Origin of the sequence: Hymenobacter lutimineralis, from assembly GCF_008271285.1 — a bacterium.
Lineage (GTDB): Bacteria > Bacteroidota > Bacteroidia > Cytophagales > Hymenobacteraceae > Hymenobacter > Hymenobacter lutimineralis.
Genome location: NZ_VTHL01000025.1, coordinates 55,625 through 69,824, shown reverse-complemented (window position 1 = coordinate 69,824; position 14,200 = coordinate 55,625). Strand labels below are relative to the sequence as shown.

The following is a 14,200-nucleotide window of genomic DNA, read 5'->3' as shown; positions in this document are numbered from 1 at the left end:
CTGGCGCCCGGCTCGTGGCAGGCCGCCGCCACACGGCTGCGCAAATCGAGTGAATACGGTTTCATGGTCTACTCTACGCAGCAGCCCGTAGCCAGGGCGAACGGTTCACGAATCCGCTATAATAATTGTCGCATAGTACTGCTGAATAAACGTCTGCAAATCCAGTGCAGGGTAAAACTATTTACGCCAGCAGCCGCGCCTGATGCGCTGCATTGATCAAGGCCGGGGCATTTTTGAGGGTGGCCAGCACCACTTCCTTGGCGGCTTGCTGCAGCTCGTCGCGGCTGATGTCGCGGGCTTCTTCGCGCACCAGCTCCGAAAGGGCTTGAAAGGCAACCTGCAGCTTCTGCCGCCGGGGCCGCTCGGCCCGGATTTCCTCGCGCACCTCCGCAAAGTGGGCCTGAATTTTCAGGCGGCGCAGGTGAAACACCGAGTCGCTGGCCACCTGGGGCTGAATGGTGTCGAGGAGCTTGAGCAGGGGGAGCAGTTGGGTAGCCGTGGTGGCAGCCGCCGCTTTCAGGCGGAGGCGCTTGGCGGGTTTTGCCGCCGGAAGAGCTTCGGCCGGTGCCGGTTCCGAGGCGGTACTAAAGAAATCAGAAGAGTGCATGGTCAATCGCTAAATGCCGGAAAACCGGCCGCCAGGAACTCTAAGCTACACAAAACCCACCACCCCGCTACCACCAACCTGCCAATTACCCGCCCTGTCTGCAGCTTCGCAACGCAAAGGCGCCGTTGCGCCCTGTATAGTTTGTCCCCTCGCACCGTCCGGACAATTCAGGTTAGCCTCCCGCGGCAGCCGGTTTGCGGAGCTTGTCAGGTATTATGATAAAATGTAAAATACATGACAAAACCCACAGAAAAATTGTCGGTTATTTTTAACTAACGAAAAATACCTGACAGCTCCAGTCTATGCCCCGCCGTGCGCGAGTTTCCTTGAATGTGCTGGCCCGTGTGCGGGCCTGGTTTGGGTTGCGGCAGGATCAGCTGGCGTTGTTTCTGGGCGTGAGTCCATCGTTGGTGCAGGGCATAGAAAGCGGAAGGCGCAGGCTTACGGAGGAAGTAGCCTTGGCGCTGCTGCCCCTGCTGCAGCGTGTACCACCCGACTACAACGCCCCGCTCGAAGCCGCCGCCCCAGCATTGGCCCTACCGCCCGATGCGCCTGGCCCCGAGGCGGCGGAGCTGGATTTTCGGCGGCGCACCTGCCTGCAGCAGGCCGCGGGCTTGCGCCAAGAGGCCGATAAGCTAGCCGCGCAAGCTCGGGCCACCGCGCGCTGGGCCCAGGCTCTGCCAGCTCTCCTGACCACTTACCCCGCTCCTGCTCCCGACGACAGTGCGGAAACCGCGCAGCGTCGAATCTGGCTGCGGGGCTGGCTGCCACGGCAGGCCCGCCCCTTGCCACCGGCCACCAGCACCCGTTGGCACCTGCTGCAGGCCCGCATCACGGCCCTGGAAGCGGAAGCCGCCGCCCTGGCGGCCCTGCTGGAGCCCCAGCAGCCAAAGTAGCCGCAGGGAATGCTAGTAACAGTGAGCAAAGCCACTTAGCCGCAAATGTTCCCGAAACCCGGGTCATGCGAAGCCTGTGACGCATCAAGCCAGGCACAAAGCCTCTCGCCCTTTTCGTTGGATTACGCTAGCAACATCAACACGCGAGATTCTGCGGACACTGGCTTGATACGCCACAGGCTCGGAATGACGTTCAAATGAAACAACTAAGGTAATCCGAACACGGACAACACATGGATCCTGACGGGTTTTAACCTAGTACCCCACCCACGCAACGGCACTTCTAAAACAGGGTGGCTACGTCGCGCACGCCGATGGGACGCTCTACCGTGAAGCCTTCCCCGAACTCTACGCCCACCGCGTGGCCGAACTCGCGGGCCCGGCCTTCCATGAAGTGCCAGAACTCCGGCGAGGAAATGTGCGTGTGGGGCTGGCCGTCGGCGGCTACGTTGAACTGGGAAGCGTAGGCGGCTACTGCGGCGCGCTTCTGCTGCCAAAAGGCAGAAATATCCACCACAAAGTCGGGCTTGATGTAGCGGTCCTGGATGAAGTGGTACACCTGCCGGGGGCGCCACGCAGCCTGAGGCTGGCCGTCATCTCCAAGGGTTTCTATCATCTTCAGGCCGGCCAGAAAGCAGGCATCGGAGGCCAGCGCGGAGCCCCGGCCGTGGTCGGGGTGCCGGTCGTGCACGGCGTTGCAGAAGACAATATCGGGCTGATAGCGGCGCACGGCGGCCACAATGGGTAGCTGGTGTTCCCGGTCGTTGCGGAAGAAGCCGTCGGGCAGGCCCAGGTTCTCGCGGGCCGCAATGCCGAGTAGCCGGGCCGCGTCGGCGGCTTCCTGGGCCCGGGTAGCAGGCGTACCGCGGGTGCCCAGCTCCCCGCGCGTGAGGTCTACGATGCCTACTTTTTTGCCTTGGGCAATAGCAGCCGCAATAGTGCCGCCGCAACACAGCTCCGCATCGTCGGGGTGTGAGGCCAGCACCAGAATATCAAGTTTCATTTTTGGGGACTTAGGGGCTTGGATTTCGGGAGCAGAAAAACACCATTGGGCAAAGCCTGGCGGACGCTACCGGGGTAGGCAAAAGTAGCAGGTACTGCGGTAGTCTGCTGCCTCTGCCCTCCTACGGCTGCAGGGCCCGCAGCTTTTCCTGTACGTCTTTGTCCTCGGGGTACAGGCGCAGGGCCTGTTGGTAGGCTTCAATGGCCTTAGGCTTGTTGGCCTGCCGCACGTACAAATCACCCCAGCGCGCAAACACAATGGACGACTGTGGAAACTGCTCCTGAGCCAGGTTGAGCAACGCCTCGGCGGCTGGAAGGTTAGCCGGTCGCCCGTTCAGGAGCTCGTAGACAAGGTAGGTGAGCTGGTACTCGTTGAGGTGCAGCTGACGGTAGCCGGCTACGGCCTCGGCTATCCGGCCCCGGCGCAGCTGCTCGCCCGGCAGCCACTGGTCGGGGGCCAGCCGGGGCAGCTGCTGGTTCAGCTCCGGAATGCGCAGCCCCCGCACCTGCCCGGCCGCGTCCCGCAGGAACACCCCGCGCAGGGCAAAGTCAGTGAAGGCTACGGTATCCGGGCCCACCGGGTACACCAGAATTTCAGGGCCGTCGTTGATGGTTTCCACCAAGTGCCCATCCTGGCGCCGAAACGTCACTACCTCGTCGGGGCCACGCTGGTAGCGGCCGGCATAGGCATCCAGATGCGTAGAGGCAGCAGCCAGGGGCTGAATGGCATCGGGCAGAAAACCGGGCCAGCCGTACACCTTGGCTACGGCCCGGCGCAGCTCCTTGCCCAGCTCCGCAGCGCCATTGTTGTTATTCATCATGATAACGACCCCATTGCCCCCTACCACGCTCCCGATGGCATACGCCAGAAAACCGGCATTCACGCCCGTGTGCTCGAAGTAGCGGGTGGCGTCGTCGGTACGGTCGGCGCGCTGCAGCAGGAAAGCCCCCAGACCCATCTGCTCCCGGTACGTGCCCTGCGACACCTCGGCCTGGGGCGTGAGCATGGCCCGGGCCGTGGCCTGGGTCAGCACCCGCCCGCGGCCCCGGTAGGCTTGCTGCACTTCCAGCAGAAACCGAGCAACATCGGCGGGGGTGGCGTAGAGCCCGGCGGGGGCTTGCTGCGGATACAGGTAGGGTACGCCCTTAAACCAGCTACTTTCTGAATAGGCCCAGGCCGCCCGAGCCGCCAACGCTGCCGGCAAGGGCTGGGCAAACGTGGCGCTGCGCATGCGCAGGGGCCGGAACAGCACCTCGTTGGTAAGGGCCGCAAAGTCCTGGCCGGTCACGTCCATTAGCGCCAGCTGGGCCACCAGGTAGCCCCCACCCGAGTATTGGAAGCCCGAGCCCGGCACCTGGTTTACTATTACCGGCCGGCTCTCGGCCTGGGGCTGCCCGCTGAGGATATCCACCACCGAAGGCAACGGGGCTTTTCCCGGCACAAACCCATAGTACGATGACTGGCTGGTACCGCCCTGGTGGCTAAGTAGCCGCCGCAACGTGACGGGCTGCTGACGGGTAAACTCGTTTTCGGGCAGCTGCCACGATTTCAGGTAGGTATTGATGGGCGCGTCCAAACTCAGCTTGCCCGCCTGGACCAACTGCAAGGCTGCTCCAGCCGTCACCAGCTTGGAAATAGACCCTGCCGAGAACAGCGTAGCCGGCGTGACGGGCAGGCGCTTGGTGGTATCGGCCCAGCCGTAGCCCTTCACCCACTCCACCCGGTAGTTGTGGATAACGGCTATGCTTAGCCCCGGCACGCGGTGGTACTTCATCCGGTCCAGCAGGTTCCAGCCCGGTAGCCCGGCCACGGGCACGTAAGGCAGCAGGCTGTTTTCCACTGCCCGAATGCGGGTGGGCACCGACGCCGGCAAGGGGGCAGGAGCCGGTTGGGCAGCGACTCGAAAGGCATTCAGGCTGAGCAAAAGCAGCCCCAGAAGGAACAGGCGCATAACACAAAGGGTTGTTGATGGCTGCAAACCTAGCCCGCAGCCGGCACCGAGTCGTCCCACTGGGTAGCTTGGTACTTCTTTTGGTACTCGCGGGGCGTGAGGCCGGTTTTTTCCTTGAATACCCGGTTGAAGGTGGTTTTGGAATTGAAGCCCGCTTCCAGCGCCAGGGCCAGCACCGTGAGGCGGCGGGCATCGGGCGTGAGCAGCCGGCGCTTTACTTCCGCAAGCCGGTACCCATTCACCAGGTCGTAGAACGACTGGCCCAGCCCGGCATTGATCAAGTGCGAGGCTAGGTTGGGGGTCAGGTTGAGGTGCTGGGCCAAGCTGTCGAGGGTGAGCTCCGGGTTGCGAAACAACTCTTCTTCCTCAAAAGCCGCTACCACCCGGCGCACCTGCTCGGGGTTGATTTCCTGGGGTTCCCGGCTTACCACGGAGGTAGATGGTTCCAGCTCGGCTTCACCCGTTGTGTCCCCTACCGGGGCTGCCTCAGCGGGCATCCTACCAGTTGCTACGTGGGTTTTTACCCAGGCCAGCAGCGCCAAGCCATAGGCCAGCACGGGCAGCACCAAGCTGGTGAGGTAGAACTTGGGCGCCTGTTTCGGCAGATACCAACTGTTTACCAATGGGTCGAGCGCGGCGGCCCCATAAAACAGCCCTATTCCAAGCAAGCCCAACGTCAGCCAGCGCGGCGGCTTGGGTTGTTGCCGCAAAAACCGCAGAGCCAAGCCCGTATACAACAGCACGGACAGTACGGCTCCGTAATGCTCAACGTAGCGCGTAAAGGGCTTATGCACGGCCAGCCAAAACCAGGTTTTGGTATCAAACGACTGCAGGGCTACACTGCAATAGAACAGCACCTGCACCAGTACGGGCGCAAAGTGTGGCCACCGCAGCGGGCGGCCCCCATACAAAGCCCGTACGTAGGCGAGCAGCAAGGGTCCAAAGCCCCAGGAAAAAAACAGCGGGGTAAAATAAAGCCACCGATTCCGGTAGTACACGCCCGAGCGACTCAGAAAATAATCTACGACCTGCAGCGTGAGAGCCAGCACCAACAGGGCCAGCCACCGACTGCCCGGCCGGCGCGGCCCCGCCAGCAAGTAGGCGGCCGTTGTCAGCCCCTGCACAATGCAGAACAGCTGAAACACAACCCCCAGATCAAGGTGAACAAACATGGGCAGCAGGCAGGTGCAGGACCGGAGGGCGGAACTACCCTAAAAAAAGCAACCGCATTCCGGTCCGGGTGCTAAAAGGTAGGCATTCTTTCCGCTTTCAGGCACCGCTCCTACCAAGCCATTGTCACAAAAAAGCCCCGCCGGATAGAATTCGGCAGGGCTTGTAACGGTTGAGCTGGTTAATGCTACTTAATCCGAATTGTGCGGCCGATGCGCAGGGTACTGAGGCCGCTGTTGAGGCGGCGAATCTGGGCCTGCGACACGCCGTACTTCTGGGCAATACCCGACACCGTGTCGCCGGAGCGGATGCGGTGCGTGACAGTGCGGCGGGCGGCGGCCGGCGCGTGCCGCTTAGCCGCCGCCCGGGCCCGCAGCGCCTGGTTGTAGTAGTTGAACAGCGCCGAGGTAATTTGAAAATTGTCGCCGCGCAGCTTGTAATCGGGAAAGTCGTACATGCGCTCCGGATCAATGGGGTTGCCCTCATAGCGCACCTCAAAGTGCAGGTGGGAGCCGGTGCTGCGGCCGGTGCTGCCCCCGCGCCCAATCAGCTGGCCGGCCTTTACGAACGTGCCGGGCGTAACCAACGACTTCTGCAAGTGACCATAGAGGGTTTCCACGCCGTTGTAGTGGCGCACCAGAATGTAGTTGCCGTAGCCAGAGCCGTCCCACTTCACAATGCGCACTACCCCATCAAACACGGCTTTCACCGAGTCGCCGGTTTCCAGGTCCAGGTCCACGCCGTAGTGCCAGCGGTAGCCCCGGAAACCAAAGTCAGAGGTAAGCGGGGTTTCGGTGAGGGGCATTCTGCTGAAGCGCTGCTTTTCCGGCTCCACCAGCCGCAGGTTCAGGGTGTCACGGATGCGGCGGCCGTCTACGCGGTAGGGGTTGATGTTGCGCGTATCCCAAATGGCGTAATAGCCGGCCACCTTAATCCAGGAAGAGTCAATGAGCACCTCCTCCGACATTTCCACGATCTGCTGCTCGCCCTCGTCCAGCGTGGTCGTGTCCTCACTCACAATGGACAGCTTTTTGGCCGGGTTGAAGTAGATGGACTTCGAGGCCTCCGAGTCATCATCGGGCAGGTCTTCCGTTTTGATGAGCACGGTGGTATCGGGACGCACATAGCGGATGGTCGGCGACTTGAACTTGAAAAAGTCCTTGCGCTTCCCGGAGGTCTTGCCTTTGGAGCTGGCAGGCGTCGTGCGGCGGCGCTGGGCCTGGACCTGCTCGGGGCAAGCCAGCAGCAACAGACACAGCACGAGGCCCAGCCAGGAAATTACTTTGGTCAGCAAATGCAGCGGGATTTAGGATGAGAGCTGGTAGCTGATGGCTACTAGCTGTTGGCCTCTAACGATTGGCTATTGATTTTCATGTGAGAAGCAGCAAACGAACTTCAACGAGCAGTTCCCGGCGTTTTGCCGCCGGGAACTGCTCGTGCGGCTAAATGCGAACAGCTAATAGCCACCGGCCAGCAGCAATTCATTAATGCAGGTCTTTCGCCGCCAGATACCGTTCGGCGTCCAAGGCGGCCATGCAGCCGGTACCGGCCGCCGTTACGGCTTGCCGGTAAGTGTAGTCCTGCACGTCGCCGCAGGCGAAAATGCCGTCCACGTTGGTTTTGCTGGTGCCGGGAATGGTCTTCAGATAGCCCTGCTCATCGTGGTGCAGGTAGGGCTGAAATATTTTGGAGTTAGGCTCGTGTCCAATAGCCACGAAGAAACCGTGAATTGGAATTTCGCGCGTTTCGTGGGTTAGCACGTTTTTTACCCGCACGCCTTCTACGGCGTGCTCGCCCAGGATTTCATCCGTGACAGTATTCCACAGGATTTCAATCTTGGGGTTGTCTTCCACCCGCTTCTGCATGATGCGGGAGGCACGCATCTCCCCTTTCCGCACCAACATGTACACCTTATTGCAAAGATTAGCCAGGTAAGTCGCTTCTTCAGCAGCCGTGTCGCCGGCACCCACAATAGCTACATCTTTGCCCCGGTAGAAGAACCCGTCGCACACGGCGCAGGCCGACACGCCCGAGCCATTGAGGCGCTGCTCGGAAGGAATGCCCAGCCACTTAGCCGAGGCGCCGGTGGCAATAATCACGGCATCGGCCGTCAGCTCCGTCTGCTCATCGATAGTCACGCGGTGGGGCTGCCCCGAAAAGTCTACGGAGGTAGCCAGGCCGTAGCGGATATCCGTGCCGAAACGGGCGGCCTGCTTTTTCAGATCCTCCATCATTTCCGGTCCCATGATGCCGTCGGGGTAGCCGGGGAAGTTCTCCACGTCGTTGGTGATGGTGAGTTGCCCGCCGGGCTGCAGGCCCTGGTACATCACGGGCTGCATGTTAGCCCGGGCCGCATAAATAGCTGCCGTATAGCCTGCTGGACCCGAGCCGATAATCAAACACTTGACGTGTTCAGGAGTGGTAGTAGCCATATACAAGAGGTAGCGCGGGCCAATGCCTGCGCCAGGAAGAGTTGGGTTAGGGAGTGCAAAGGTAACAGGTGCGGCGTAGTACGCTCTTACCCACCAAACCGAAGCTGCGCCATTGGTCATGAACCAGTAAGACAGCATCCGTACAGGAGTACAACAAAAAACCCCAACCAAAGGTCAGGGTTTGTTGAGACGGAGTAGAAAATCTACCCCAGATAAGGCTTCAGGGCTTTGCTACGCGAGGTGTGGCGCAGGCGGCGGATGGCTTTTTCCTTAATCTGACGCACCCGCTCGCGGGTGAGGTTGAACTTCTCGCCGATTTCTTCCAGGGTGAGGGAATGTTCCCCGTTCAGTCCGAAATAGAGGGTGATAACGTCGGCCTCGCGCTTGGTGAGCGTGCTCAGGGCGCGCTGCACTTCCTTGCGGAGGGAGTCGTTCATCAAGCCCATGTCAGGGCTTTCCTCGTCTTCGTTTTCGAGTACGTCGAGTAGGCGGTTTTCCTCGCCCTGCACAAACGGAGCATCTACCGATACGTGGCGACCCGAAATCTTGAGCGTGTCCACCACTTCCGAGGTCGTCAGCTCCAGTACTTCGGCAATTTCTTCGGGCGAGGGCTCCCGCTCAAACTTCTGCTCCAGCTCGGAGAAGGACTTGCTGATTTTGTTCAGCGAGCCTACCCGGTTCAGGGGCAGACGCACGATGCGCGACTGCTCGGCCAGGGCCTGCAGAATCGACTGGCGAATCCACCAAACGGCGTAGGAGATGAATTTAAAACCACGGGTTTCGTCGAAGCGCTTCGCGGCTTTAATCAGACCCAGGTTGCCCTCGTTGATCAAATCGCCCAGCGACAAGCCCTGGTTTTGGTACTGTTTGGCCACCGACACCACGAAGCGCAGGTTAGCCTTGGTGAGTTTTTCCAGCGCTTGCTGGTCACCTTCTTTGATGCGTTGCGCCAGCGTTACCTCCTCGTCGGGGGTTAGCAGATCCACCTTGCCAATTTCCTGGAGGTATTTATCCAGCGACTGGCTTTCGCGGTTGGTGATCTGCTTGCTGATTTTTAACTGTCTCATTGCGGGCGCGAGAGATTGGAGTTGAGGTTGCTAGTAACGTCGTTTCTTGTCCGGTTTACGGAAGATACCCAAACGCGGGTACCGGGCTTGATTGTGTGCAACACCCCGGTACCCGCGAAAGTTCGGCAGCGGCGGGTTAAGCTGCGCCGTTGGAGTCGGCAGCGCGCTCCGGTTTGGGCAGCAACACCTTGCGCGACAACCGGTACTTGCCCGTTTTCTTGTCGATATCCAGCAGTTTCACGTCAATCTCCTGGCCTACTTCCAGCACGCCTTCCAAGGTGGCCAAACGCTCGTGCGCTACCTCGGAAATGTGCAACAGCCCGTCTTTGCCCGGCATGATTTCCACGAAGGCACCGTAGGGCTGAATGCTCCGCACTTTGCCTTTGTAGGTCTCGCCCACTTCGGGGGTAGCCGCAATGGCCCGGATCCGGTCGATGGCCCCCTGCATGTCTTCCTGGTTGGAAGCGTAGATGCTCACGTGGCCCTTCTCGTCCTTCTCCTCGATGATAACCGTGGCGTTGGTATCCTTCTGGATCTGCTGAATGACTTTGCCGCCGGGCCCGATGACGGCACCGATGTACTCCTTGTCGATCAGCATCTTGTGCGAGCGGGGCGTATGCGGCTTCAGCTCGGCAGCCGGCGCAGCAATGGTCTTGGCCATTTCGCGCAGGATGTGCAGGCGGCCTTCGCGGGCCTGGTGCAGGGCGGCCGTCATGATTTCGGCGCTCAGGCCCTGGATTTTGATGTCCATCTGGCAAGCCACGATACCTTTCTCGGTGCCGGTTACTTTGAAGTCCATGTCGCCGAGGTGGTCCTCATCGCCCAGGATATCGGACAGCACGGCGTACTCGCCGGTTTCCTTGTCCTGCACGAGGCCCATGGCAATACCCGAAACGGCGGCGCGTACCGGAATACCCGCATCCATCAGGGCCATCGAACCAGCGCAAACCGTGGCCATCGACGAAGAGCCGTTCGACTCCAGGATGTCCGACACGATGCGCACGGTGTAGGGGTTCTCGTCGTCGGAAGGCATTACCTTCTTCAAGGAGCGTTGGGCCAGGTTACCGTGGCCGATTTCGCGGCGGCCGGGGCCGCGGTTGGGCTTCACCTCACCGGTCGAGAAGGCCGGGAAATTGTAGTGCAGCATGAACTTGCTGTAGCCCGAGGTCATGGCCGTGTCGATGATCTGCTCATCGAGCTTGGTGCCGAGGGCAACCGTGGTCAGCGACTGGGTTTCGCCGCGGGTGAACAAGGCCGAACCGTGGGCGCCGGGCAGGTAATTTACCTCGCTCCAGATGGGGCGAATTTCCGTCAGCTGGCGACCATCGAGGCGGGTGCGCTCCTTGATCATCATATCGCGGATGGCCTTCTTCTCGGCCGAACCGTAGTAGCGGCCGAACATTTTCTGGTCCAGCTCGGGGTTTTCGGCGAGCAGCTGCTCCAGCAAAGGCTTTTTAATAGCACCAAAAGCCTCCTTACGGCCCGCCTTGCTGGTATTCCCCGACTTGGCTACCTCGTAAGCGCCCTGGTATACGGCCTCGGTGATGCGCTGCTTCAGCTCATCGTTTTCCTCGTATTTGGGATACTCGCGCTTCACGTGGGATTTTTCCACGGCGGCGGCCAATTCCTGCTGTACGCGAACCTGTTCCTTGATGGCTTCGTGGGCAAAGGCAATGGCTTCCACCATTTCCTCTTCGCTCACTTCGTTCATTTCGCCTTCCACCATGGCTACCGAATCGGCCGTGGCTCCTACGATCAGGTCGATGTCGGCGCGGGCAATGTCGGCGGTCAGGGGGTTGATTTGCAGCTTGCCGTCGATGCGGGCCACACGAACCTCCGAGATGGGGCCGGCGAAGGGAATATCCGAAATCGACAGAGCAGCTGAAGCGGCCAGGGCGGCCAGGGCGTCGGGCTGCACGGTCTTATCGGCCGAAATCAGGGTAATCATTACCTGCACCTCGTAGTGATAGTCCTTGGGGAACATCGGGCGCAGGATGCGGTCTACGATGCGGCACACCAGAATCTCGTAGTCCGACAAGCGGCCTTCGCGACGCTGGAACGAGCCGGGAATGTTACCGGCACCGCCAAATTTCTCCTGGTAATCAACCGACAGGGGCAGGAAATCCACGTCGCCGCGGGCGCTGGGCTGCGACACGACGGTAGCCAGCAGCATGGCGTCGCCGAGGCGAACTACCACGGCACCATCCGCGAATTTGGCCAGCTTGCCGGTTTCCAGGGTAATCTGCCGACCATCCGGCAGGGCAATGCTCTTGGTAATAGCGTTGTAATTGGGCATCTTCTCAGTTTGCTTGAAAAAGCGACAGCGGGCGAGCAGCCGTAAAAAGCGGGCCGGCAGCGGCCCCCTTTTGCTCTAGGTAGGAATTTTCGGGGGGAAGAGCAGTCTGTGGGAATACGCCGCTGACCAGACTGCCCAAAAAAAGAGCAGGGAACCTTTGAAAAAAGGCTCCCTGCTCCATTAGGGCGAGGTTACTTGCGGATACCCAGCTCTTTAATGATTGCGCGGTAGCGGTTAATTTCGCGGTGCTGCAGGTAATCCAACAGACGACGACGCTTACCTACAAGCTTCAGCAGACCCAGGCGGGTCGAGAAGTCTTTTTTGTTCACCTTCAGGTGTTCCGTCAGGTGGTTGATGCGGTGCGTGAAGAGCGCAATTTGCGATTCGGCCGAACCGGTATCGGTGGTAGACTTCTGCAGGCTGCTTTTCTCGAAAATAGCCTGTTTTGCTTCGGTAGTGAGTTTCATCGGCAGATAGGTTTCCCCGTCTTGGATTTAAAAATGAAATTATGCATTACCCCGCACCTCGGGGTGCCGCAAAGGTAACGGTTTTTTCGGCTGTATCACTACCCCACAGTCGAAAAACCACCTTGGTTGCTAGGCTTTCGGGGCACCGCCCAAAAACTTCGGCAAGCGGGCGGGCAGGCGGCGCCAGAAGTCTACTTCCAGCAAGCCGGAGTCGTGGCGGGCCTGGTTTAGGAAGAACACGCCAATGGGCAGCAGAATCAGGTTGGCCATCCACATGCCGATGCCCACGGGCATCACTCCTTCCCGCCCATATTTCTCCCCAATAATGGACAGCACATAGAATACGATAAAGAAGATAATGGAAATCAGCACGGGCACGCCCAGGCCCCCTTTCTTGATGATAGAGCCAAGCGGGGCTCCAATCAGGAACATAATCAGGATGGCCGCCGACTGGGTGTACTTGCGGTAGATTTCGATGCGGTAGTTGTTGGTGTCGCGGGCAATTTCGGCCAGGCGGATCTGGGAGCTGGTGATAGAAGACTGTACGTTGCGGGCCCGGTCAGTGGCGTTTTGCACCAGCCCGGGCGTAAGGGGCGTCAGGCGGCGCACCGGAATGCGTTTCCACTGGGCCAGTCGCTCCCGCTGGGTTTGCCCCGTTGTATCTACCCGCAGATGTGAATAGTAGGAATTTAGCTCGGCGGTGGTCTTCAGGCGTTCCACGCCTAGTTGTCGCTGTAGCGAGTCGGTGTAGCTGTGAAGTTGCTGCAGGTTCTTCATCATCTTGTTTTCCGAAAACAGCTCTTCCTTGGTGCGGTCCAGGTTAAAGGAAGCCAGTGAGAAGGTTATCAGGTTCCGGCGAAAATTCTGGCGCATAAAGCCGGTTTCGGAGCGGTTGTTGGCCTCGGGCTGCTCGATGTAGCTGGTTCCGCTATAGAGTTCCAGACTCAGGTATTGCCCCCCAAAGCGGGTAAACATCCGGCCGGAGTCGGCCAGAATGATGGCCGAATTGCCGGCGCTGCGGGAATGGTCGTAGATCATGACGCCGTGCAGCCGGTCCCCGTTTTCGCCCAGCTTCTTGTTTACCTTGATGGTATACCCCGGAATACCGTTGTAGAAGATGCCTTCCCGGATATCGAGGGCCAGCTTTTGCTGGCGCACGTCCCAGAGCAGGCTGTAGGCTTTCAGGTTAGCCTTGGGTACAATGGTGTTGTTGAACCAGAAGGCTCCCCCCGCCAGCAGCAAACTCACCAGCAGCACCGGGCGCAGGATGCGGGGCAGGGAAATTCCCGACGTTTTGATGGCCGTCAGCTCCTGGTGCTCCCCCAGCGTGCCATACGTCATGAGGGAGGAAAGCAGCACAGCCAGCGGCAGGGAAATGGGGACAATCAGGATGCTAAAGAAAGCCAGCAACTGGGCCAGCACGCCCCCGCCCAAATCCTTGCCGATGATGTCATCGAGGTATTTGAGCATGTACTGGGTGAGCAGAATGAACTGCACCACCGCGAACGTGAGAAAGAAAGGCCCGGCAAAGGCCTGTAGAATCAGTTTATCGAGTTTTTTCATAAAGGATACAGCGTGCCCGGCGGGCTCCCGGCTGCCAATAAGAAAGCGTAAGCAAAACGAAAGTACCGCTCGTTTTGCTTACGCCCAGAAGAAGCGCGTGTGGCAGTGCTTAGCCGCCAACCTGCTCCCGCAGATTCTGTACCAAATTATCCCACATTTCCTGCAACTCGATTTCATCGGTTTCCTCGGAGTAATCAATTACCCGTAGGAAGACTTCCTGAGTTAATTCAGAGGACTCGATGGTGAAGTCGAGGAAATTAGCATCCGGGGTATGACGGCGGTTTTTATCGAGGAATACAAAGCGCACCGACCGGTTGGTGCGGTGGGAGTTCATTTCCGCGTAGTGGTCTTGCCCATCCCAGGTAAAGATAAAATGATGTTGCTCGTCCAGCCGTACTTTCTGGCAAAACCAGTGGCCGAGGCCGGAGGCGCTAGCCAGGTATGGATATAAGATTTTAGGCGAAGCGTTGATTGGATATTCTACCGTGAACCGGTGTTTGGAGCGAGTAGCGGAGAGCGGCATAAGCGGATGAAAAACAAATCGAAGGCCAACTAGTGCACAGCCGCACCGTTGGTTTGCGGCAAGATAATGGGTTTTTTTTTGCGCCAACGCTTGCGCCGCTACAAATCTTGTGGCTACCTTTGCGGCACCAAAAACCCGGCGGGGTAGCTCAGTTGGTTAGAGCACAGGATTCATAACCCTGAGGTCACGAGTTCAACTCTCGTCCCCGCTACCACAGCGAAAACC

The 14,200-nt window shown here is 59.5% G+C and carries 12 protein-coding genes and 1 tRNA gene; 2 read left to right on the top strand and 11 right to left on the bottom strand.

Annotated features, from left to right (window positions below):
• Positions 1-181: 181 nt before the first annotated feature.
• Positions 182-607 carry a hypothetical protein gene (locus tag FY528_RS18605; RefSeq protein ID WP_149072530.1) on the bottom strand — a complete coding sequence of 142 codons (426 nt, stop codon included), beginning with the start codon at positions 605-607 and terminating at the stop codon, positions 182-184.
• 302 nt (positions 608-909) lie between these two features.
• On the opposite strand from FY528_RS18605, the gene FY528_RS18600 reads away from it, so the two are divergent.
• Positions 910-1,503 (top strand): helix-turn-helix domain-containing protein, encoded by a 594-nt coding sequence (locus FY528_RS18600; protein ID WP_149072529.1) that lies wholly within the window; start codon positions 910-912, stop codon positions 1,501-1,503.
• Positions 1,504-1,786: 283 nt separating this feature from the next.
• Here the strand turns inward: FY528_RS18600 and bshB1 are convergent, their stop codons facing one another.
• The 10 genes from bshB1 to FY528_RS18550 form a co-directional block, all read right to left on the bottom strand.
• Positions 1,787-2,506: a bacillithiol biosynthesis deacetylase BshB1 gene (bshB1, locus tag FY528_RS18595; protein WP_149072528.1), complete on the bottom strand. Its 720-nt coding sequence runs from the start codon at positions 2,504-2,506 to the stop codon at positions 1,787-1,789.
• Positions 2,507-2,627: 121 nt separating this feature from the next.
• Positions 2,628-4,457 carry a serine hydrolase domain-containing protein gene (locus tag FY528_RS18590; RefSeq protein ID WP_149072527.1) on the bottom strand — a complete coding sequence of 610 codons (1,830 nt, stop codon included), beginning with the start codon at positions 4,455-4,457 and terminating at the stop codon, positions 2,628-2,630.
• Positions 4,458-4,486: 29 nt separating this feature from the next.
• On the bottom strand, positions 4,487-5,629 hold the full coding sequence (locus FY528_RS18585) for a helix-turn-helix domain-containing protein (protein WP_149072526.1): 1,143 nt from the start codon (positions 5,627-5,629) through the stop codon (positions 4,487-4,489).
• A gap of 185 nt (positions 5,630-5,814) precedes the next feature.
• Entirely contained in the window at positions 5,815-6,921 is a 1,107-nt protein-coding gene (locus FY528_RS18580) for a peptidoglycan DD-metalloendopeptidase family protein (protein ID WP_262384057.1), read from the bottom strand.
• Positions 6,922-7,111: 190 nt separating this feature from the next.
• A complete protein-coding gene (gene trxB / locus FY528_RS18575; protein WP_149072525.1) occupies positions 7,112-8,059 on the bottom strand; it encodes a thioredoxin-disulfide reductase in 948 nt (315 codons plus the stop codon).
• Between the two features lie 203 nt (positions 8,060-8,262).
• A complete protein-coding gene (locus FY528_RS18570) occupies positions 8,263-9,126 on the bottom strand; it encodes a sigma-70 family RNA polymerase sigma factor (protein ID WP_044513580.1) in 864 nt (287 codons plus the stop codon).
• Positions 9,127-9,262: 136 nt separating this feature from the next.
• Positions 9,263-11,422: a polyribonucleotide nucleotidyltransferase gene (gene pnp, locus FY528_RS18565; protein WP_149072524.1), complete on the bottom strand. Its 2,160-nt coding sequence runs from the start codon at positions 11,420-11,422 to the stop codon at positions 9,263-9,265.
• Between the two features lie 191 nt (positions 11,423-11,613).
• Complete coding sequence (gene rpsO, locus FY528_RS18560; protein WP_149072523.1) at positions 11,614-11,889, bottom strand: 30S ribosomal protein S15; 276 nt, start codon at positions 11,887-11,889, stop codon at positions 11,614-11,616.
• A 129-nt stretch (positions 11,890-12,018) separates the two neighbouring features.
• A complete protein-coding gene (locus tag FY528_RS18555) occupies positions 12,019-13,452 on the bottom strand; it encodes an LptF/LptG family permease (protein WP_149072522.1) in 1,434 nt (477 codons plus the stop codon).
• A 109-nt stretch (positions 13,453-13,561) separates the two neighbouring features.
• On the bottom strand, positions 13,562-13,975 hold the full coding sequence (locus FY528_RS18550) for an START-like domain-containing protein (protein ID WP_149072521.1): 414 nt from the start codon (positions 13,973-13,975) through the stop codon (positions 13,562-13,564).
• A 137-nt stretch (positions 13,976-14,112) separates the two neighbouring features.
• Here FY528_RS18550 and FY528_RS18545 point away from each other — a divergent pair.
• A tRNA-Met gene (locus FY528_RS18545) sits at positions 14,113-14,189 on the top strand.
• The last annotated feature ends 11 nt before the right edge of the window (positions 14,190-14,200 follow it).